Origin of the sequence: Sulfurospirillum arsenophilum NBRC 109478, from assembly GCF_000813345.1 — a bacterium.
In the GTDB taxonomy this organism is placed as follows: Bacteria; Campylobacterota; Campylobacteria; order Campylobacterales; family Sulfurospirillaceae; genus Sulfurospirillum; species Sulfurospirillum arsenophilum.
Genome location: NZ_BBQF01000004.1, coordinates 34,012 through 54,027 on the forward strand (window position 1 = coordinate 34,012; position 20,016 = coordinate 54,027).

The 20,016-nt window shown below is 42.2% G+C and carries 21 protein-coding genes and 1 pseudogene; 14 read left to right on the top strand and 8 right to left on the bottom strand.

Translation table 11 applies throughout. The features are described from left to right. Positions 1–9: 9 nt before the first annotated feature. Positions 10–486, top strand: a complete 477-nt coding sequence (locus SAR02S_RS10555) for an FKBP-type peptidyl-prolyl cis-trans isomerase (protein ID WP_041959564.1) — start codon at positions 10–12, stop codon at positions 484–486. A gap of 37 nt (positions 487–523) precedes the next feature. On the opposite strand, the gene ldhH is transcribed toward SAR02S_RS10555, so the two are convergent. Further along, a complete protein-coding gene (ldhH, locus tag SAR02S_RS10560; protein WP_041959566.1) occupies positions 524–2,650 on the bottom strand; it encodes an L-lactate dehydrogenase (quinone) large subunit LdhH in 2,127 nt (708 codons plus the stop codon). Continuing rightward, positions 2,647–3,210 carry a LutC/YkgG family protein gene (locus SAR02S_RS10565; RefSeq protein ID WP_041959568.1) on the bottom strand — a complete coding sequence of 188 codons (564 nt, stop codon included), beginning with the start codon at positions 3,208–3,210 and terminating at the stop codon, positions 2,647–2,649. The genes ldhH and SAR02S_RS10565 overlap by 4 nt, the downstream gene beginning before the upstream one ends. 293 nt (positions 3,211–3,503) lie before the next feature. Here SAR02S_RS10565 and SAR02S_RS10570 point away from each other — a divergent pair, with 293 nt between their 5' ends. Together SAR02S_RS10570 and SAR02S_RS10575 are read left to right on the top strand one after the other, a co-directional pair. Beyond that, positions 3,504–4,727: an MFS transporter gene (locus tag SAR02S_RS10570; protein ID WP_041959570.1), complete on the top strand. Its 1,224-nt coding sequence runs from the start codon at positions 3,504–3,506 to the stop codon at positions 4,725–4,727. A 39-nt stretch (positions 4,728–4,766) separates the two neighbouring features. Next, on the top strand, positions 4,767–5,546 hold the full coding sequence (locus SAR02S_RS10575) for an NYN domain-containing protein (protein WP_041959572.1): 780 nt from the start codon (positions 4,767–4,769) through the stop codon (positions 5,544–5,546). 1 nt (position 5,547) lies between these two features. Here the strand turns inward: SAR02S_RS10575 and SAR02S_RS10580 are convergent, their stop codons facing one another. Beyond that, complete coding sequence (locus SAR02S_RS10580; protein ID WP_041959574.1) at positions 5,548–6,111, bottom strand: HD domain-containing protein; 564 nt, start codon at positions 6,109–6,111, stop codon at positions 5,548–5,550. A gap of 194 nt (positions 6,112–6,305) precedes the next feature. Here SAR02S_RS10580 and SAR02S_RS10585 point away from each other — a divergent pair, with 194 nt between their 5' ends. The 11 genes and pseudogenes from SAR02S_RS10585 to SAR02S_RS10635 all read left to right on the top strand — a co-directional run bounded on the left by SAR02S_RS10585 (position 6,306) and on the right by SAR02S_RS10635 (position 14,291). Then, the gene (locus tag SAR02S_RS10585) at positions 6,306–6,719 is read left to right on the top strand and encodes an NADH-quinone oxidoreductase subunit B family protein (RefSeq protein ID WP_041959576.1); all 414 of its coding nucleotides are present in this window, start codon (positions 6,306–6,308) and stop codon (positions 6,717–6,719) included. Next, a complete protein-coding gene (locus tag SAR02S_RS10590) occupies positions 6,716–7,141 on the top strand; it encodes a 4Fe-4S binding protein (protein ID WP_052433611.1) in 426 nt (141 codons plus the stop codon). The genes SAR02S_RS10585 and SAR02S_RS10590 overlap by 4 nt, the downstream gene beginning before the upstream one ends. Continuing rightward, entirely contained in the window at positions 7,142–7,636 is a 495-nt protein-coding gene (locus SAR02S_RS10595) for an NADH-quinone oxidoreductase subunit C (protein WP_041959580.1), read from the top strand. It abuts the gene before it with no gap. After that, positions 7,629–8,717, top strand: coding sequence for a hydrogenase large subunit (locus SAR02S_RS10600; RefSeq protein ID WP_041959582.1), 1,089 nt, complete (start codon positions 7,629–7,631; stop codon positions 8,715–8,717). Before SAR02S_RS10595 ends, SAR02S_RS10600 begins: the two co-directional genes overlap by 8 nt. A gap of 1 nt (position 8,718) precedes the next feature. Further along, positions 8,719–9,192: a 4Fe-4S dicluster domain-containing protein gene (locus tag SAR02S_RS10605; RefSeq protein WP_041959584.1), complete on the top strand. Its 474-nt coding sequence runs from the start codon at positions 8,719–8,721 to the stop codon at positions 9,190–9,192. A gap of 6 nt (positions 9,193–9,198) precedes the next feature. Continuing rightward, positions 9,199–9,552 (top strand): hydrogenase maturation nickel metallochaperone HypA/HybF, encoded by a 354-nt coding sequence (locus tag SAR02S_RS10610; protein ID WP_041959585.1) that lies wholly within the window; start codon positions 9,199–9,201, stop codon positions 9,550–9,552. Then, positions 9,549–10,973, top strand: a complete 1,425-nt coding sequence (locus SAR02S_RS10615; protein WP_041959587.1) for a glutamate synthase subunit beta — start codon at positions 9,549–9,551, stop codon at positions 10,971–10,973. Before SAR02S_RS10610 ends, SAR02S_RS10615 begins: the two co-directional genes overlap by 4 nt. Positions 10,974–11,121: 148 nt before the next feature. Further along, positions 11,122–11,961 carry an ABC transporter substrate-binding protein gene (locus SAR02S_RS10620; protein ID WP_041959590.1) on the top strand — a complete coding sequence of 280 codons (840 nt, stop codon included), beginning with the start codon at positions 11,122–11,124 and terminating at the stop codon, positions 11,959–11,961. 812 nt (positions 11,962–12,773) lie between these two features. Next, a pseudogene (locus SAR02S_RS13730) lies at positions 12,774–13,280 on the top strand (methyl-accepting chemotaxis protein); the annotation flags it as partial. 358 nt (positions 13,281–13,638) lie between these two features. Continuing rightward, positions 13,639–13,935, top strand: a complete 297-nt coding sequence (locus tag SAR02S_RS10630) for a sll1863 family stress response protein (protein WP_041959592.1) — start codon at positions 13,639–13,641, stop codon at positions 13,933–13,935. A 65-nt stretch (positions 13,936–14,000) separates the two neighbouring features. Next, a complete protein-coding gene (locus tag SAR02S_RS10635) occupies positions 14,001–14,291 on the top strand; it encodes a sll1863 family stress response protein (protein ID WP_041959594.1) in 291 nt (96 codons plus the stop codon). A 49-nt stretch (positions 14,292–14,340) separates the two neighbouring features. Here the strand turns inward: SAR02S_RS10635 and SAR02S_RS10640 are convergent, their stop codons facing one another. From SAR02S_RS10640 to SAR02S_RS10660, 5 genes are all read right to left on the bottom strand, one after another. Next, the gene (locus SAR02S_RS10640) at positions 14,341–14,823 is read right to left on the bottom strand and encodes a ribonuclease HI (RefSeq protein WP_041959595.1); all 483 of its coding nucleotides are present in this window, start codon (positions 14,821–14,823) and stop codon (positions 14,341–14,343) included. Then, entirely contained in the window at positions 14,824–16,389 is a 1,566-nt protein-coding gene (locus tag SAR02S_RS10645) for a bifunctional GNAT family N-acetyltransferase/carbon-nitrogen hydrolase family protein (RefSeq protein ID WP_041959597.1), read from the bottom strand. 119 nt (positions 16,390–16,508) lie between these two features. Next, positions 16,509–18,062 carry a nitrogenase molybdenum-iron protein subunit beta gene (gene nifK, locus SAR02S_RS10650; protein WP_041959599.1) on the bottom strand — a complete coding sequence of 518 codons (1,554 nt, stop codon included), beginning with the start codon at positions 18,060–18,062 and terminating at the stop codon, positions 16,509–16,511. Between the two features lie 10 nt (positions 18,063–18,072). Continuing rightward, the gene (gene nifD / locus SAR02S_RS10655; protein ID WP_041959600.1) at positions 18,073–19,527 is read right to left on the bottom strand and encodes a nitrogenase molybdenum-iron protein alpha chain; all 1,455 of its coding nucleotides are present in this window, start codon (positions 19,525–19,527) and stop codon (positions 18,073–18,075) included. 123 nt (positions 19,528–19,650) lie between these two features. Next, on the bottom strand, positions 19,651–20,010 hold the full coding sequence (locus SAR02S_RS10660) for a hypothetical protein (RefSeq protein WP_041959602.1): 360 nt from the start codon (positions 20,008–20,010) through the stop codon (positions 19,651–19,653). Positions 20,011–20,016 lie beyond the last annotated feature (6 nt).

Below are 20,016 nucleotides of genomic sequence, written 5' to 3' on the forward strand. Positions count from 1 at the left end.
GAAAAAACAATGACCATCTCTAAAAATTCTGTCGTAACCCTCGAATACACCATCACCGATACTACTAAAAATCTGCTTGACTCAGGTGCAGATCCGCTTATTTACCTTCATGGTGGCTATAACGATGTTTTTGCCAAAATCGAACAAGCGTTGGATGGTAAAACTGTAGGCGACAGCATCAAAGTACAACTCACTCCCAAAGAGTCGTTTGGTGAATACGATGACTCACTAGTCACTATCGAAGAGCGTGGCGAATTTGATGACAACATCTATGTCGGAGAGCAATTTATCGAAGTGATCGAAGATGAAGACGAAGCAGTAGAAGATCAAAAAATCTCTTATACCATCAAAGAGATTACCAAAGACAATGTCACACTTGATGGAAACCATCCACTTGCCGGTATTGATGTTATCTTTACTGCCACGGTTTTAGCGGTTCGCAAAGCCACGGCAAAAGAGATCAAAGACGAGCACGCAAGATCCTAAAGAACAAGGAAGAGATGAACTCTTCCTTGCTAGGGATTTATTTGAACTTATCGACCATCAATTCAGCAGGGTGAATCGCCTTGACTTTAGAGCCTGATTTATCAAGACCTCCTCTTAATTGAATCAGACAACCTGGGCACTCAGCTGTCACAAATTCGGCACCCGTCTCTTCAATGTTTTGCAGTTTTCGTTTGAGCATTTGCATTGAAATTTCAGGTTGTTTAAGGGTATAAGAACCACCCATACCACAACACGTATCGCACTCATTCATCTCTTTAATCTCATACCCAGCGGCACTGAGCGCATCTCTTGGCTCTTTGAAAACACCCACATGGCGTTTAGCATGGCATGAATCGTGGTAGGTTAACGTGTGAAGTTCTATGCCCTCTTTTGGCGTAAGTCTCTTCTCTTTAATCAATTTATCCACCAATTCGGTGAACATATAGGTTCTAGATGCTACTTTTTTGGCATCGGGGATTAACGATTCTCTGTGTTGTTCTTTGAGTATCTTGATCCACTCTTTTTTCAAAGCGGTGGTACAGCTGGCACAACTCACCACAACGTACTCAGGATTTCCTTCTAAAAGCGGCAAGATATTGCGCTCTGCAGCGTCCGCTGCCATATCAAACGAGCCACTTCCCCAATGTGGAATACCACAGCACGATTGCTCTTCTGGGAAAAGTACTTCTATGCCCGCTTTGTTCAAAATCTTAACAATCGCCACGCCTGCATCTGGATAGACAAAATCAAGCGCACACCCTGCATAAAAGGCTGCTTTTTCGGTACATTTTGGTTGTTTTATGGTTTTAAAGACATCTCGAAATGGAACAGCTGCCACGGAAGGCAAGCTTCGATACTCGGACAAACCTGAGAGGAACATCGGCAAGTGTCGTATAAATCCTTCTTTCACAAAAGGTTTTTGCAACACTGAAGCCGTGCGTAGCATCGTGTGGAACACCTTGCGGTTGTTGATGACTTGAAGCGCACTTTTATAGATAAACGGCAAACCCTCTTTTGTAGCAGCACGACGACGAATCTCTAAGATGAGTCCAGGGATGTCAATCTTACCAGGACATATCTCCTTACATTTATCGCATCCAATACACAACGCTTGTATATCCTCAGCCGATTTAAGTTCATTGAACCATGCCGTTAAAATTGTACCGATACCACCGGTGTAAATATCGCCAAAAACGTGTCCTGTGACCAAGCGGTAAACAGGGCAGACGTTCAAACAGGCGGCACAGCGAATGCACTGAAGCGCTTCTTTAAATTTAGGGTCTTCTGCCATCTTTATACGGTTGTTGTCCATTAAAACGATATGCACCTCTTTCATTGTCCTATCATCATTGAGCGTAGGTGCGGAGATAAACGATGCATAACTTGTCATGAGCTGACTGGTTGCATTGCGTGGGAGGGCGGCTAAAATAGGTGCGGCATCCGTGTAGTTAGGAACCAGTTTTTCAAGACCGACTAAAGCGACGTGTACCTTTGGAAGCGTCGTTACTAAACGAGCATTACCTTCATTCGTACAAATAACGATGGAGCCTGTCTCTGCAATGGCAATGTTCGCTCCTGAAATGCCCATATCGGCTTCAAAAAATTTCTCACGAATCGCTTTTCGTGCGACTTTTACCAGCTTTTGAATGTCATTATCCAAAGGTTGCTTTGTCTCCTCAGCAAACAGGTCTGAAATCTCTTCTTTCGTTAAGTGAAGTGCTGGCATAACCATGTGGGAAGGCGTTTGGTGCGCGAGTTGGCAAATCCATTCACCCAAATCTGTTTCGTCGGATTGGATGCCAAATTCATCCAGAAAATGGTTGAGATGAATCTCTTCGGTTGCCATGGATTTTGATTTGACGATTTTTTTGACACCTTTTTCTTTGCAAAGATTCGCAATGTATTGTCGTGCTGCCTCAGCACTGTTGGCACGAAACACTTTGATGCCATTGGCTTCTGCATTTTTCTTAAACGTCTCAGCCAACTCATCAAGACGACCTGCCGCTTCACCTTTAATGCCTGCGATTTTCGAACGCAGTGCTTCAAAATCGACACCTTCAAACGCTTTTGCTCTCGTTGCAGGATAATTCCATCTGTCTAAAATGCCTGCAAGGTTTTGATTTTCAAGTGCTTTATGGATAGATGCTGACATACCTTCTTTCATGACGCTACTCCTTCTAATTCTAAATCATCGACACACACAATCACCAATCGCTCAGGTCCATGCACCCCAATGGCAAGCACACGTTCAATATCAGCTGTTTTACTCGCTCCCGTGATGAGCGTAATGTATTTATCATATTTAGGATGCATTTTCGTCATCAATGCAGGAATATCTGCAATGATTTTTGAAGTAGGAAGAATTGCCACATGAATCCACGCCAATGCAGATGCAAGGCGTTGTTCCACATCGGTTGAGTCTTGCGCCATACTGCCAGTCTCTGCCAATCCCCATTTTAACTGGGTAATACCCACTTTAGCGCCTTTTGCCAATTCACGGGTTACTTTAAAATTAAGACCTGGAAATTTCTGTGCCATCGCTTCGTTATCAAATTGCTCCAAAATGGGGCTTTTTGCCCAAACGGCATAAGAGCCAGTTTCGTCTTTAACCTCCTCTTTTTCGAGGAACTCTTCAATAAAACCAAGAGCCAAAGCTGTGGTTGCAAAACGCTTCACTTCGGTATTTCCCGATGTTTCAGCCCTTGCTTTAAAATTTTCAAACATAGGTGCGTCTCCTTTTAGTATGAACTAATATTCTTTACATGTAAAAGCAAAACTTAATCAAGTATAAATTATTATACTTAATCTAAATATGCAAATATTGTAGCTCACACGAATGACGATTGTATGAGATTATGGAGATTATGAAAAGGAGAGAATGAGGGGTTTACTTTCTGATACACCCAAAGAAAATACACAAGATAGTGCAGTGTCGTACAACAATTTTTACATGTAAAACAGTTTCACATCTTAACTCCGCTATAATTTCTTTATTCAATCCAAGAGCAATGATTACCATGAACATCAACACTTTCAGAGCTTTTCAAAGCCGAAATTATCGACTCTTTTTTGCAGGACAATCCATCTCTCTTATGGGCACATGGATGCAAAGAACCGCTGTATATTGGGTTATTTACGTACAAACAAATTCTGCTTTTATCCTAGGGCTTAGTGTTTTTGCAAGCCAATTTCCCTCTTTTTTGCTCTCACTGCTCGGGGGGACTATCGCTGATCGATATGATCGTTTCAAAGTATTGCTCTTTACACAAATTGCTTCGATGCTCCAAGCCATTGCGATGACATTAGTGGTTGTCTTTACCGACTATTCTGTTCTAGAACTTATAGTACTTAGTGTCTTATTGGGTATTGTCAATGCGTTTGATGTTCCAGCGCGTCAGTCTTTGGTGCATTACATGGTCGCAAAAAAGGAAGATGTTGGCAATGCCATAGCGCTCAATTCTACCATGGTCAATCTAGCCCGTCTCATAGGCCCTGCCGTTGCAGGTTTTATACTCGAAACCTTTGGTGCTGGCATCTGCTTTATGCTCAATGCTCTGAGTTTTATCGCTGTTATTATTTCACTGCTTATGCTGCAATTGCCAGCGCACATTCCACAAGCACGTACGCAAAAGATGTTTGCTGATCTTCGAGATGGTCTGCGCTATCTGAAATCCACCCCCTCTCTTGGCGTGCTCATCTTGTTGCTCGCCTTGATGAGCTTACTCGTGCTTCCTTATACGACCTTGTTTCCAATTATTGCCAAAGAGACCTTAGGCGGAGATGCTTCGATTTATGGGTACCTTAACAGTTTTGTAGGTGTGGGAGCACTTAGTGGCGCGATACTTCTAGCTTCACTCAAATACACCAGTAACCTCAGAAAACTGCTCATCATCGCGACCACACTTTTTGGTCTAGGCATACTGCTTTTCTCGCTCTCTCATACCTTGCTCTTTTCCTATCTGTTTTGCACCATTGCAGGCTTTGGCATGATGTTGCACGTCACCATCATCAATACCCTGCTTCAAACAACATCCGATAGTAACATGAGAGGAAGAGTCATCAGCTATTTTGCGATGGCTTTTTTTGGTATGCAACCTCTTGGCGCACTTCTCATCGGAACGATCTCGCATTACCTTGGGGCAGCCGAGACACTTCTTTTAGAGGGTTGTTCGGCACTTATCATCATCGCACTCTTTTTACCTTATTTATGGAAAACGGCGAAACACGCCAAGCCATCATAACTAGGCTATAATGCTTCTATTAGACTTAAAGGCATGAGCATGAAAAATATCAGTGAAGAGAAACGAATCGTTGTCTTAATCGATGCCGACAATGCACAACAAAGCAAGATTGAGCTTATCCTTGCCGAACTCTCGACGCATGGGCATATCATTGTCAAACGTGCGTATGGTGACTGGTCGAGTAGCTACCTCAAAAACTGGAAAGAGAGCCTCAATGAGCTTGCGGTTCAGCCCATCCAACAGTTTGCCTACACCACAGGAAAAAATTCAACCGATGCTTCAATGATTATTGATGCAATGGATTTACTTTATACACAAAAATTTGACGCGTTTGCACTTGTTTCAAGTGACAGCGACTTTACTAAACTTGCTTCGCGCCTGAAAGAATCAGAGATTTACGTCTTTGGATTTGGCGAACACAAAACACCTATCTCGTTTCGTAATGCCTGCGATGACTTCATCTTCACAGAAAACCTCAGTGCCAATGCCGAAACACTAGGCGATGCGCCTGAAGTCAAAAACTCCAATAAAGCATCCAATGACGATAGCCTCAAAGAGCTTATAAAACTTTTACTGGTAGGCTGGGAAAAGACACAAGATGATGAGGGTTGGGCAAGTGTTTCAGCAGCTGGAGCGTACATCAAACGCCAATCACCTGACTTTGACCCACGAACCTATGGCTCCAGTAAAATGACATCGCTTCTTGCCAAACTGAGTGAGCATTTTGAGATGAATCGCTACCAAGGAAAAGGGACAGCAACCATTGTCGATTACCGTCCCGTTGTGAAAAAAGCGCCTTCTAAAGCGCGTCGTCGCTAAGTTAGTTTTTAAGCTCCAGCCCAAGCGTTGGAGCGATTTCTCTCATCGCGGCTATAACATCTGTAATGAGTTCATCAAGGCTGACACTTAGCATATCCGCCCCTTTTTGGATGACTTCCCTACTCGCACCAGCGGCAAAACGAAGATCTTTGAATTTCTTTTTGACCGATGAAAGCTCCAAATCCATCACAGAACGACTCGGACGAACCAGTGCACACGCAGTAATAAGACCGGTGAGTTCATCCACCGCATAAAGTGTCTTTTCCATTTGACTGAGTGGTTCAACATCCGTGCAAATCCCAAAACCATGTGACATAATGGCACGGATAATCTCTTCGCTGTAACCCTTTTCACGCATAATCTCTACTGTTTTATGGCAATGTTGATCGGGATATTTTTCATAATCAAGATCGTGCAAAAGCCCTGCAATGCCCCACGTCTCTTCATCTTCACCTGCTTTTTTTGCAAAATAGCGCATCGTCCCCTCAACGGCAAGACCATGTGTGACAAGCGCATCGCCGTTATAGGCTTTTAACAGTGTCAACGCTTCTTCTCTTTTTGGCATTTTTATCCTTTACATGTAAATAATGTATTTTACTGCTTTGCATCTAAAACTCTTTGCAAAACAAATTTTTTTGTGATGTTATCATTGATACATGTCTCTAAAAATACAATTATTGTGTTACAATGCCAACTTTAAATCAATCTTTATTGGTTTAATTAATATTAGAAAAAAACTATAAACTAGAGAGACTATTTATGGTAGATAATATTAACGTTTATCGTATCAACGCAGGCTCCTGTAATGGCTGTGATGTCGAGCTACTTGCGAGCATTCTTGTTCCAAAATTTGGTTTTGATACCCTTCATTGCACCTACACCAATAACCCTGAAGAGGCAAATATTGTCATCGTCACGGGTTCCATCACCACACGCTCCAAACCTTTTTTAGAAGCTACCCTGAAACGTTTACCTAGCCAAAAGGTGGTGGTTGCTATGGGTATTTGTCCGATTAGCGGTGGTGTCTTTCGCGATAGTTACTCCATAGAGGGACCATTGGATCGCTTTGTGGATGTCGATGTCAACATCGCAGGCTGTCCACCCTCACCGCAAGGTATTGTAGAAGGACTCATTAAAGCCTGTGAGCTTTGGAAAGTGAAGGTAAGCGCATGAACACCTATAAAGGAAAAGTTGCTTTTGATAAAGAGCAATGCGTACTTTGCCAAACCTGTGTTTTTGTCTGTCCTGCTGGAGCGATTAACATCTCGTGCGTTACACCCCAACAAAGCTATGACTTTATCATCTGGCATAACACCTGTACGTTGTGCGGTAACTGCGCCTATTTTTGTCCAACAGGGGCTATAACATTAAGCAGTGATCTAGCTCAATCTTCGCCTCAAAGTGAAAAATACACCTCAATTACTGCCAATATGGTCGAATATACGGAGTGTCCAAACTGCCATGAACCCATGATCAATGTACCTCTAACGATGCTCAAAAGAGGGTTTAAAAACGTGAGTGAACCCATTACTTCTCTCTTTAAACTCTGCCCAAAATGCAGACGTGACCAGACCTTTGCAAAGCGAGTCCTTTAAATGAAATCTTTACATGTAAAGCTAAATGAGATAACCAAAACATTGGCACTTCGTTGTCATTTTGAACCTAACAGTGATAGCCTTTGGTGTGAAATAGCGGATAAAAATCTGCTTTTACAGCTTGCTGAAATCCTCCAAACCATGAATGCGCGTGTGTGCATGATAACCGCGTATGAAAAAGAAAATGGGCACGAACTGGTTTATCACTTTGATCTGAGTGGTGTCATGCTCAATCTTAAACTGCACATCACCGACAAAAGTGTTCCCTCCATCACACCTCTGTTTAAAAGTGCAGACTGGACGGAGAGAGAACTTAGCGAAATCTACGGTATCGCTATTGTCAATCATCCCAATCCAAAACGTCTTTTTCTCGATGAAGCGCTAAAAGAGAGTGTTTTAAAAGAGTATTACTCGCTCTCCACAGCGATGAGTGGCAAAGTAAGTCAAGAACTTTGGAGTAAAGTGAAAGCAGAAGAAGGGGTCAATCGTGGATAAAACAAAAGTCATTTTAGGACCTTTCGACGTTGCTCTTGAAGAACCTGTTTACTTTAAAATAGAACCAAATAGTGATGGTAAAACCATTAAAAGTGTTGATATGATTAACGGTTTTGTACACCGTGGTATCGAATCTATCGTGCTTCAAAGAAATTTCTTGCAAAATCTCATCATCACCGAAAAAGTATGTGCGCTTTGTTCCAACAACCACCCGTTTACCTATTGCATGGCGGTGGAGAAAATTGCAGCGCTGAGCCTTCCTGAACGAGCTCTTTACCTTCGTGTTGTTGCCGATGAGATCAAGCGCATCGCAAGCCATCTTTTTAACCTTGGTATGCTGGCACACCTCATTCACAACAAAGCCTTGATGACACAGCTTCTTGAGACACGTGAAGATTTTCAAGACCTTAAAGAAGCCATTTGGGGCAATCGTATGGATCTGAGTGCCAACACTATTGGTGGTGTGAAGTTTGATCTTGATAAAACACTAATCGCTTCTATTAAAAAGGCATTGGATAAAAACAAAAGTAAAATTGAAGCGTTTATCGCTCTATTTGAAACCGATCCAGCACTAATTGCTCGTATTGGCGGTGTTGGAGTGCTGAGTTATGAGAATGCTCTAAACCTTGGCGTGGTTGGACCCGTAGCACGAGCAAGTGGCGTTAACAACGATGTGCGAAAACGTGCACCTTATGCTGCGTACGACAAGCTCCACTTTGATGTTATTTTGCAAAAAGATGGCGATGTACTCTCTCGTGCCAAAGTAAGGCTTTATGAAATACTCGAGTCCATGAAACTGCTTCATCAAGCGCTTGATGCCCTACCAACGGGCGATATCGTGCTTCCAACGCGCACGCTTATTCCAGAGGGTGAAGCCATCTCTCGTACCGAAGCGCCTCGTGGTGAGCTGGTGTATTACCTTAAAACCAATGGCACGCAAAAGCCTGAGCGTATGAAGTGGAGAGTTCCAACCTACATGAACTGGGAGGCGCTCAAAGTGATGATGCCAAACAACAGCATTGACGATGTTGCACTCATTTTCAACAGCATCGACCCTTGTATCTCGTGTACCGAGCGTTAAGATGCGAAACCATTTTATACTTGCAGACAGTACCAAATGTGTCGGATGTTTAAGTTGTGAGTTAGCCTGTGCCGCGGCATATGCGGGCATAAGCTTTGAAGAAGCCTACAGCACGAAATTACCACTTATTTCACGTAACCGTGTTGTCAAGCTTGAAGGTAAAACCGCCCCACTTCAGTGTATGCACTGCGAATCTCCTTCGTGTTTAGCTCTCTGCCCGCATGGCGTCATTGAGAAGATGGATGATTTTGTCAAAATTCATGAAGAGGCGTGTGTGGGATGCGGTACTTGTTCGCTGGTCTGTCCTTATGGTGCGATCACGATGATCCAAAAAGAAGACCGTAGAGTTGCTGTTAAATGCAACCTCTGCTTCAACCGAGTCGAAGGACCTTCGTGCATTCGCGTCTGTACGACCAGTGCTATTTCGGTGGTGGATTATGACGAATACACAAAGCTAATGGCGCAAAAAGGCTAGGCTTTCATGCATGAATACTCCATCGTCGCTTCACTCATTGATTTGTGCGAAAAAGAGGCGAAAAAGCATCATGCTAAAGCCATCAAACGCCTTGTTATCAGTGTGGGAAGACTTAGTGGCATCGAAATTCATTTTTTGGAACAGTGTTTTGACACCTTTAAAGAAAATACCATCTGCCATGATGCCACGCTTATTGTGGAGCTATGCGAGGTGGTACTTTTATGCTCAAAATGCCATGAAAAAAGTGTCGTAAGTGAGAACCATTTTATCTGTCCAAAATGTCACAGTGAGGATGTCGCTATGGTAGGTGGGCAAGAGTTACATGTAAACAGTATAGAGATCATTGAGGAAGAAAGATGAGAAGTTACAAAACTATCGCAAAAGCCTATCCGAAAAAACGCCCCGCAGAGGAACGCGTTGAGGATTATTACCCGATTTATCATAACTTTGAAGAGAGTGAGGCAAAGGCACAAGCAAGCCGTTGTCTGCAATGCCCAATCGATCTTTTACGTGGACTTGAAAGTGAGTTTAAGTTCTGTCGAACAGGCTGTCCTTTGAACAACAACATTCCTAGGTGGCTTAAAAAAACCTATGAGCATGACTATTTAAGTGCGTTTGAACTCTCCAATGCCAGATCTCCTTTTCCTGAAATTCTTGGTCGTGTCTGCCCTAAAAAAGGGTTGTGCGAGAGTTCGTGTACGCTAGAAAAAACAGAGTACCATGCGGTTTCCATCGGCAACGTGGAAGTCTTTCTAAATGAAAAAGCGTACGAGCAAGGTGCGATTCCAGACTATGGTCGAGCAGAAGGTCGAAAATTTAGAGTCGCTGTCGTAGGTAGTGGTCCAGCGAGTTTGAGCTGTGCGACCTTTTTACTACGATCCAACATCGAAGTTGAGCTATTTGAGAGAGAAAACCGTGTGGGTGGACTTTTGATGTACGGTATTCCCAATTTCAAACTACCCAAAAGTGTTATCTTAAGACGTTTTGAGTGGATGAAAGCAGCAGGGATGAAAGTACATCTAAGCACCGAAGTGGGAAAAGACATCAGTCTGGGCGAGCTTCAAGAGAAGTTTGATGCTGTCTTTTTAGGACTCGGTGTGCCTAAAGGCCGTAGTGCTGACATGGAAAATGAAGATGCGAATGGTGTGCATCAAGTTATGACGCTTCTTACGCAAACACAAAAAAACCTTTTTGACCATGCCCTTCAAAAATCAATCTTGCGTAACAAACACGTCGTCGTCATCGGTGGTGGCGACTCTGCAATGGATGCGCTTCGTACTGCCATTCGCCATAAAGCCAAAAGCGTAACCTGTGTTTACCGTAGAGATGAGAAAAGTATGCCGGGAAGTCCTGCTGAAGTCATCAATGCCAAAGAAGAAGGCGTACAGTTTATCTTTAACGCTCTGCCTAAAAAAGCGTTGGTGGATGAGGAACACCGTGTTGTGGGACTTGAGATTATGGAAACGTACCTCGATGAAAATAACAAATTGCAAACCAAACCGCACAGTGTTCAAACCTTACCAGCCGATAGCATCATTTTAGCACTTGGATTTGAAGCGAAACATTTTAGCTTTTACGATGAACTAGGTCTTGCCGTGGGTCGTTCAAACACCCTCATCGTCGATGAGAACAAAGAGACAAACCATCCTTTCATTTTCGCGGGTGGCGATGTCGTACGTGGAGCAAACTTGGTTGTCAATGCCGCACTGGATGGCAGAACGGCTGCTGTAGCAATAGCTCGAAAATTGGGCGTTGTAGAAGATCAGAAGCTTTACATGTAAAAGCTTCTGATCTTTAATTGCTTCCTTGACAAAAGAAATATGCAAATATTAAACATCTGTCATTTTTTTCACTCTCAAATCTTCTTTTTAAATCAGAGATTAGTCATTTTGCGATACGTTAGTATAAACACTTACAAAAGGAGTTTCCATGCTTTCAAAAGTTCTTATTACAACGCTTGCTCTGTGTAGTTTTATGTTTGCAACAGAGTGTACAGAGCGTTATGGCAAAGGCGCATTAGAGATAAAACTTGCCACGGGAAGTCCTGGAGAGTTAGGTCTTGTCAAAGTCTTAGCCGAAGCATTTGCAACATCCAATGACATAACACTTTGTTGGATCAAAGCAGGCTCAGGCGAATCGCTCTCGTTGCTTAAAAACAAAGAAGTTGATTTGATTATGGTGCATGCACCTAAAGGTGAAAAAGAGGCTCTTAAAGAGGGTTGGGCAAGTGATAGAGCGTTAATTGGTTCAAATGAATTTTACATTACAGGGCCTAAAAGCGATCCTGCACTGATTAAAGACTCATCAAGTGTTGTCGAAGCCTACTCGCGTATTGCCGCCAAAAAAGCCCTTTTTTACACCCGTGCTGACAACTCTGGTACTCATAAAAAAGAACTAGAGATCTGGAAAAAAGCCAATATCTCACCTGAGGGAAACTGGTACACCATCAACAAAGATTTCATGCTCGCAACGCTTAAAAAAGCTGATACCACGGGTGCTTACTTTATGACCGACAGTAGCACGTGGGTTGCGGCGCAAAAAGAGCTTAAAAACATGAAGATTCTTTTTAGAGGTGATATTTTCTTAGTCAATACCTATAATACCCTCAAACAAAACGGCGTAGATACTCCTCAAAAAACGATCAGTGCCAAGTTTATTGAATTTGTAGCCAAAGGTGAAGGACAAAATATTATCCGAACATTCGGAAAAGAGCTTTATGGTGAAGCTATTTATAACGATGCAGAGTACGCTAAAAAATACGACCGATAATCTATCAAATCGAAGAGAAAGTATCCATATTTTCTCTTCATCTTTTTACATGTAAAAGCTTTTTAGCTGTTTATTTTTAAAAAGGAGTAACTTTATCCTATTTTTTGATACAGATCAATCTTTTATTTTTTCGTATGAAGTAGAATGCGAATTCTATTTCATACAGGAGAAAAATAATGAAATCTCTGTTTCTTAGAATGAGAGTCATACATATTGCAGCATTTTTAATACTTCCACTCAATGCCTACTTTTTTACAACCAGCACACTAGGGGCTATCGTTCAATATGCTATCGCCGTTATCCTCATCGTACATGATATTGATGAAAAAAAATGGGGTGTCGATCTTAGCGTTAAAATCAACCAAGCCTTAGCCTCTATGGATCTCACTAAAGAGATCAAGATCAACACCAGCTTCAATGCAGAATCTGCCAAAATGCTTGACTCTGTTGTCTTTTTCAAAGAGAAAATCAGACATGCAATTTTAGGCTTTCAAGCGCATGCCACAACCCACAGCCAAATCTCAGCGCAACTACAACAAATCGTCTCATTTTTTCATGCTCAAACCCAAAAAGAGAAAATCATCATCGATGAAAGCACCAAGCATGTTAACAACATGCAAATCGTTTTTGATGACATCAGCCACAATGCCCATGCGAGTAAAGAAGAGATGCAACAGATCGGAAATTACCTCAGTGACACGCAAAAGAACATCATCGAGTTAGGTAAAAAAATAGCGCAAAGTGTCACCAAAGAGAACCTTTTAGTCACACAGCTCAATGCGCTCAGTAAAGACACGCAAGAGACCAAAAACATCCTCTCTGTCATCGACGATATTGCCGATCAGACCAATTTATTGGCACTCAATGCCGCGATTGAAGCAGCGCGTGCAGGCGAACACGGTCGTGGATTTGCCGTTGTTGCGGATGAAGTCAGACTTTTGGCTGAGAAGACACAAAAAAGCCTTGAAGAGATCAATGCAACCATCACCTCCATCGTAAGCTCCATCACCTCTATCAGTCAGCAGATGAAAGACAATGCCTCTGAGATTAACATCCTTCAAGATGTCTCTACCAATGCCAATGTCGTGCTTGAACAACTGGTCAACGTAGCCGATAAAAACATAGCACTTTCCAATGCCATTGCAACAAAATCTGTCGATCTCAAACATGAGACAGAGCAAATCAAAGAGGCTTCACTGCAAATAGAAACGATCTTTCACGCAACCTATCAAAAGAGTGAAGAGATTATGGAGATTACAACCGTGCTTGATAATTGGGGCGTGGCACTCCAAGAAAAGTTAAACGAATTTAAAGTCTAAAACAAAAGAAGAGTCTTTTGACGCTCCCTTTATTGAAAGTATAGAGCTTTACATGTAAGGCTCTATACACATCACACAAAAGATGAGAGTGGGTACTTTCGTAATGAATTAAGTTATATTTCAGTTATATTCATTAAAAGCACCACAATCCTTCAAATAAGAGTATAGTGAAAATAGTAGATAGGACTCTTGACTCCATAAAACGCTCACAACACCTTATCTTCCAGTATTTTCTACCATTAGGCGTATTTGAACGCATCTAAGAGATGAAGTGTTCAATAACATTTGTAAGCCCTGCACATTTCAAGCTACAACACTCTATTTAATATCTAGCAACTAACGCAAACAAGGATATACCATGAACGATAAAGAACTTTACCAACAAAAAAAACAGGCTCAACTCAATGAGTGGAAATCGGGAATGATACAACTTAGAACACAAGCCTTAGCCGCACGTGCTCATTCACAAGTTGAGTTGAACAAACACGTCAAACTTCTTGAAACCCAACTCGATGAGGGAAAAATAAAACTTGCGGAATTGATTAAAATGACAGGAAGTAGTTTTGAATCAGCGAAAAAAGGTTTTGAAGTAACGTGGGATGCCATCATAAAAACGCTCGAAGATACAACTGCAAAGTTTAAAGCTATCGCATAAAGGAGAGAGCGTACATACGACTACCAAGAAAATTCTACCTATATCAAACTATTAAAGGATCTACAATGAGCGATAAAAAATTATATGAACAAAAAATCAAGGCACAATTCGATGAGTGTAAAGCTCAAGTTGAAATATTTAAAGCAGAAGCTTCAAGTGCGAGTGCAACGGTTCAAATAGAGATGCATAAACAGATCAAGCAACTGGAAGAAAAAATGAGTGAAGGTAAAATCAAACTTGCTGAACTTGTCGCTGCTACGGAAGAGAAATTTGATACTATGAAAAAAGGGGTTGAATCTATTTGGCAATCAACCAAATCTACCTTACACCACGCGTCTAAGCATTTTGGCAAATAATCTTTGCCACTAAATAAGAGAAGAAATTTAGTTCTTCTCTTGTTTTTCTTTACATGTAAACGCTTTTTCGCACACCTTCGCGTGATGCGCGATCAACGAGCGTAAAATAACGATCAATTTCATCCTTATCGCCTGAAAGCTTATGCCCTTTCACTTTCACTAAAGAACATTCCAACACATCCATCATTTTATAAAACGCTTGGTAGAGTAAAGCATGCTCATGAAGCTTTTTCTGCTTTGTGATATAGCCATTTTTTTCAAAACGTTCTCGCCTGTTTGGCAAACCTATAATATTTTGGGAATCGGTGTAAATGACGATCTGCTCTCCAAAGGTTTTAACCTCTTCTAACGCCCACAACAATGTTTGAAGCTCAAGCTTAGTAGAAGAGGTATGCTCAAACACTTTGAGATGAATGGGTGGAAGCTTTGCTGCATCAAAAAGCGCACCTTCATAAACGTTCACATACGCACCACAGCCCACATTGCTTTGCGTATTGACACTGCCATCGGTAAAAAGTAAGATGCGCGACACCTAACCGCTTACCACAACAAAGTCTTCCTTATCACCTTTCCAACGTAAGCTGTAAAGATCATTACGTCGTGAACGTAGGTTGCGAACACTTCCTCTCTCGCGGAGCTCTTTCAGAAGGCTTATATCAAGATCCGCCACTAAAGTCATCTCTGTATTGGGCGTCGCTTCTGCAATCGTTGCATCGTGTGGAAAGGCAAAGTCTGAGGGACTAAAGACCGCTGATTGTGAGTACTGTATGTCCATATTGTCAACCCTAGGAAGGGTTCCTACACTTCCTGAAATGGCAACATAACACTCATTTTCAATCGCTCTGGCTTGCGCGCAACGACGCACCCTGAGGTAACTATTTTTGGTATCCGTCCAGTAGGGAACAAAGAGTATATCGATGCCTTTATCGGCTAAAAGACGCGGAAGTTCAGGATACTCAACATCGTAACAGACCAGTATGCCGATACGCCCAACATCGGTTTCAAACACACAGAGTTTATCGCCTCCATGCATGCCCCAATACGCCTCTTCATCAGGGGTAATGTGCAGTTTTTTCTGAGAATCTTTCGTACCATCACGCCTGCACAAATAACTCGCATTGTAAAGCGTGTTATCATAATACTCAGGCATACTTCCCGCGATAATATTGACATTGTAACGCACCGCAAATTGCCCTATTTTTTCAACTAATGTCTCCGTATGTGCCGCAACGGTACGAATAGCCGTTTCAGGACTTTCATCTGTTCGAAGTGCCATCAATGGGGCATTAAAAAATTCGGGGAAGAGCACAAAATCGACGTTATACCCAGCCATGGCATCCACAAAAAATTCGACTTGATCTAAAAACTCTTCCACACTCTTGACACTACGCATCTGCCACTGGACAATGCCAACACGCACAATGCCACGATTGATCCGAGGATTGGTGTGAGGCTCTTCATAGTCCATATTGCTCCACTCAAGCAGCGTTGCGTACTCTTTTGAAGCGGTGTCGCCTTTGAGGTAACCTTTTAAAACACGCCTGACGTGAAAGTCATTGGCAAGTTGAAAGCCCAAAACATGGTCTTGAAGTTCTTTGTCTTTGACAAGTTCGATGTATTTTGAAGGAGGCATTTCATGAGCATGTTCAGCGTACCCAGGGATGCGACCCCCTGCGATGATGCGTTTGAGATTGAGCCTGTAGCAGAGCTCTTTTCGTGCATCGTAAAGCCGTCTTCCCAGCCTCAAACCACGGTAGTCAGGATCAACAAAGATGTCTAAACCATAGAGCGTATTGCCTTTAGGGTCATGCGTTGAGATGAGCCCTTCCCCTGTGATTTGATTGTACGTGTGGCGATCGCCGTATTTATCATAATCCACGATCAAACTCTGCGCCGCTGCGATCACTTTGCCATCATCTTCGATGCAGATCTGACCTTCAGGAAAGGTCTTTAATTGGGCTTTAAATTCAAGAAGTGTCCATCCTCCCAATGTAGGATAAACTCGATCCATAATCTCTTTAACTTGCGCATAATCTTCGGGTTCTAAATTGCGCAGTATCAGTTTGTTTGTCTGTTTTAAATCGTCATTCGTTGCCATAAACTATTCCTTTATTTTCAACAAAGATGCAGTTAAAAATATAAGATTTATTTTATCACAGATTGGTAGTGGGATTGATTGAAAAAAAGAGAAAAGAGAAGAGAGCCGAAGCTCTCAACTTATCTTACGCAGTCGAAGAAGTAGTCAGTTTTTGCGATATCTTTTGTCTCTTCATCCAACGCGTCTAGGACGGAGTTGGTAATCCAAGTTAAAAGGTTAAGCGCACCCTCATATCCACTGATAGAGTATCTATGTAAGTGGTGTCTATCAAAGATTGGGAAACCGATACGAATCAATGGTATTTTTGTATCTCTGTACAACTCTTTACCATAAACGTTACCGATCATGAAATCAACTGGTTCTGTAAAGAGAAGGCTTCTTAAATGCCATAAGTCTTTACCACCCCAGATATGACACTCTTCTTTGAATGAACATTTATCAAGGATCGCTTGCATCTCTTTTTCCCAGTTTTTACGAGGCGCATTATGGCAAAGAACGTGTACTGGAATCGCTCCCATTTCAACCAAGAAAGAGACAACACCTAACAAGAAGTCAGGATCTCCCCAGATAGCGAATTTTTTACCATGCATATACGGGTAGCTGTCTTGCATCGCATCGACCAATTGTCCACGTAGCAATGTCAACTCTTTTGGCACTGGCTTGCCTGTAAGCTCGCTCAGTTTCATCACAAACTCATCGGTTCCACCAAGTCCAATTGGATTACATGTAGCATAAGTTTGTTTCCAGTCACCCTTGATCGTCTTCGCAGTAGCCTGTGTAGAGTACTTTTGAAGAGAGATAGTAGCACCTGCTCCTCTTGCTGTTTTTGCAACCGCTATTGGTGTGCCGCCAGCGTAAAGTTTATACTCGCCTGCTGGTGTATTCCATTGCTCTTCATGGTCACCGATCATCACAATCTTGTCGCTGAACAATGAAGCGATTTTTTTCACTTCTTTCAAACTTCCAAGGTATGGCTCAAAACCAGGGATGATGTTGATACGTTCAGCATCTTTTTCAACTTCAACGCCTTCTTCAACCATGTTAAGCTCTTGAAGAATTGCGTTCATCATATTGTCATAACCTGTGATGTGGCTACCGACAAATGAAGGTGTATGTGCCGCTGGGATTGGCGTATTGTCAAGCTCACCCTCAGCATCTTTACGCGCACCGATAACAAAAGCGTTCAAGTCATCACCGATAACTTCTGCCATACATGTCGTCGAAACCGCAATCATGTCTGGTTTGTAAAGCGCTTTACAGTTACGTAAACCCTCTTTCATATTTGAAAGACCACCAAATACCGCCGCACTCTCACTCATAGAGTCAGACACACACGGAGTTGGTTCTTTAAAGTGACGTGTAAAGTAACTTCTAAAGTAAGCCACACAACCGTGACTTCCATGAACATATGGCATCGTGTTTTCAAACCCAAGAGCTGCCATAACCGCACCCAAAGGTTGACACGCTTTGGCTGGGTTGATCGTGATGTGCTCACGTGCTAAGTTTTTCTCACGGTATTCCCATGTGGTTGTCCACTTAGCAATTTCGATGACTTTTTCAGGGTTCGTTGAACCTGTGTTACTTTCAAATTGCTTTTTGTTTTTGAAAACTTCTTGATACTCTGGTTTTAAAAAGAGCTTTTGCCCATTTACTATGTTTTCTACGTCTTGCATTGTGCTCTCCTTAGTTAGATTCCCATGGTGCTTTGGTGTGAGCCCATACTGGGGAGTTCAACGCCAAATCCATGTCTTTTGCAAAAATTGCAAAGGCATCGTATCCATGATACGGACCACTATAATCCCAAGAGTGCATTTGTCTAAATGGTAATCCCATTTTTTGGAAAACGTACTTCTCTTTAACACCGCTCGCTACAAGATCTGGTTTAAGTCTTTTGACAAATTGCTCTAATTCGTACTCGTTGGTATCGTCATAGATCAATGTAGTACCGTTAAGTTCTTCTTTGGTACGTTTGTAGTCATCACCATGTCCGAACTCATAACCTGTACCAATAATTTTCATTCCTAAATCTTCGTAAGCCCCGATAACGTGACGAGGACGTAGACCACCAACGTACAACATAACGGTTTTGCCTTCTAATTTCGGGCGGTATTTAGCAACAACAGCGTCTGTCATTGCAGTGTATTTAGCGATAACCGCTTCGGTTTTAGCTTGAATGCTCTCATCAAAGAACGCCGCAATTTTGCGTAAGCTCTCTGTTGTTTTACTTGGACCAAAGAAGTTATATTCCATCCAAGGCACACCAAATTCTTGCTCCATGTGACGAACAACGTAGTTCATACTTCTGTAGCAGTGAAGAAGGTTGATTTTCGCTTTTGGAGCGATAGTTAACTCTTTATAGGTTGCATCACCACTCCATTGAGCAATAACACGAAGACCCATCTCTTCAAGTAAAATTCTTGAACTCCACGCATCACCACCGATGTTATAGTCGCCGATAATCGCAACATCATACGGAGTTGATTCAAAATCTTTTTTATACGAATTATCAGGTAAAACCTCATCACGAATCATATCGTTCGCGATATGGTGACCGAGACTTTGAGAAACACCACGGAAACCTTCGCAAGAAACCGCAACGGTAGGCTTGCCAGACTCTTTTTTGTAGCCTTTAGCCACCGCTTGAATATCATCCCCGATCAAACCGATAGGACACTCACTTTGAATGGAAATACCATTGTTAAGTGGAAAAAGACCATCAATCTCTGCGAGTGCGGCTTTAAGCTTTTTATCGCCACCGAAAACGATGTCTTTTTCATTGTAATCTGTTGTGAAGTTCATGGTTACATAGGTATCAACACCTGTTGTTCCGATGTAATAATTTCTTCTTCCAGCTCGTGAATATTGACCACAACCAACCGGTCCGTGAGAGATATGAATCATATCTTTCACAGGACCCCAAACAACACCCTTACTTCCAGCATAAGCACAACCTCTTTGGCTCATGACACCTGGAACGGTCTGTTTGTTGCTCTTGGTTGCATCACAAGCACCTTTAACACCCTCAGGCATATCAACGCCAAGGTGTTTTTCTCTACTTTTTTTAGCCTTTTCAGGGTAAGCAGCAAGCACTTCCGCGATAGCGGCTTCTTGTTGGCTTAGTAGTGTTTCTGTTGTCATGCTCTTTTCCTTCCTATTTTTTAACACGCCTTTAGAGCAAAGCTCCAAAGACTACGTTATCACTGGGATCTCTTCGGCAGAGTGCCCATGCACCATTTTGGTGCTTTTACTTAGAACGCTTGTTTAAGCGACTTTGACCCTGTAGAGAAGCATATCGTCAAGCTTTTTACACACAGCTGCTGTAGCGCCACCGTCAACTGCTTTAGAGACTTCACTCATTTGATACTTGTTGGTGTAATAAATCATTTTGTATTCACCTTCAATGTCTGATTTTTTATAGTAATCAGCCAATGCTGTGAAAAGGAATGATCCTTTTTCAACTCTAAGATCTTCTTGTTTGATGCCATCACGGTTTTCACTTGTAAGGACTGCATAACTGACATCTGAGATATCGCCAACTTCTGCTGTGACTCTCTCTACAACTTGCTCATGACTAATTTTATTTCCCAAAGATGCTGGGAAGTGGTATCCGCAAATAAACATAATGTG

Excerpts from the sequence above, each read along its gene's own strand:
- SAR02S_RS10585 (WP_041959576.1), top strand. The coding sequence starts at position 6,306 with ATGGTAGATAATATTAACGTTTATCGTATCAACGCAGGCTCCTGTAAT.
- SAR02S_RS10645 (WP_041959597.1), bottom strand. The coding sequence starts at position 16,389 with ATGGCAACGAATGACGATTTAAAACAGACAAACAAACTGATACTGCGC.
- ldhH (WP_041959566.1), bottom strand. The coding sequence starts at position 2,650 with ATGAAAGAAGGTATGTCAGCATCTATCCATAAAGCACTTGAAAATCAA.
- SAR02S_RS10615 (WP_041959587.1), top strand. The coding sequence starts at position 9,549 with ATGAGAAGTTACAAAACTATCGCAAAAGCCTATCCGAAAAAACGCCCC.
- SAR02S_RS10580 (WP_041959574.1), bottom strand. The coding sequence starts at position 6,111 with ATGCCAAAAAGAGAAGAAGCGTTGACACTGTTAAAAGCCTATAACGGC.
- SAR02S_RS10595 (WP_041959580.1), top strand. The coding sequence starts at position 7,142 with ATGAAATCTTTACATGTAAAGCTAAATGAGATAACCAAAACATTGGCA.
- SAR02S_RS10605 (WP_041959584.1), top strand. The coding sequence starts at position 8,719 with ATGCGAAACCATTTTATACTTGCAGACAGTACCAAATGTGTCGGATGT.
- nifK (WP_041959599.1), bottom strand. The coding sequence starts at position 18,062 with ATGCAAGACGTAGAAAACATAGTAAATGGGCAAAAGCTCTTTTTAAAA.
- SAR02S_RS10570 (WP_041959570.1), top strand. The coding sequence starts at position 3,504 with ATGAACATCAACACTTTCAGAGCTTTTCAAAGCCGAAATTATCGACTC.
- SAR02S_RS10660 (WP_041959602.1), bottom strand. The coding sequence starts at position 20,010 with ATGTTTATTTGCGGATACCACTTCCCAGCATCTTTGGGAAATAAAATT.
- SAR02S_RS10635 (WP_041959594.1), top strand. The coding sequence starts at position 14,001 with ATGAGCGATAAAAAATTATATGAACAAAAAATCAAGGCACAATTCGAT.
- SAR02S_RS10590 (WP_052433611.1), top strand. The coding sequence starts at position 6,716 with ATGAACACCTATAAAGGAAAAGTTGCTTTTGATAAAGAGCAATGCGTA.
- SAR02S_RS10565 (WP_041959568.1), bottom strand. The coding sequence starts at position 3,210 with ATGTTTGAAAATTTTAAAGCAAGGGCTGAAACATCGGGAAATACCGAA.
- SAR02S_RS10620 (WP_041959590.1), top strand. The coding sequence starts at position 11,122 with ATGCTTTCAAAAGTTCTTATTACAACGCTTGCTCTGTGTAGTTTTATG.
- nifD (WP_041959600.1), bottom strand. The coding sequence starts at position 19,527 with ATGACAACAGAAACACTACTAAGCCAACAAGAAGCCGCTATCGCGGAA.
- SAR02S_RS10630 (WP_041959592.1), top strand. The coding sequence starts at position 13,639 with ATGAACGATAAAGAACTTTACCAACAAAAAAAACAGGCTCAACTCAAT.
- SAR02S_RS10555 (WP_041959564.1), top strand. The coding sequence starts at position 10 with ATGACCATCTCTAAAAATTCTGTCGTAACCCTCGAATACACCATCACC.
- SAR02S_RS10575 (WP_041959572.1), top strand. The coding sequence starts at position 4,767 with ATGAAAAATATCAGTGAAGAGAAACGAATCGTTGTCTTAATCGATGCC.
- SAR02S_RS10610 (WP_041959585.1), top strand. The coding sequence starts at position 9,199 with ATGCATGAATACTCCATCGTCGCTTCACTCATTGATTTGTGCGAAAAA.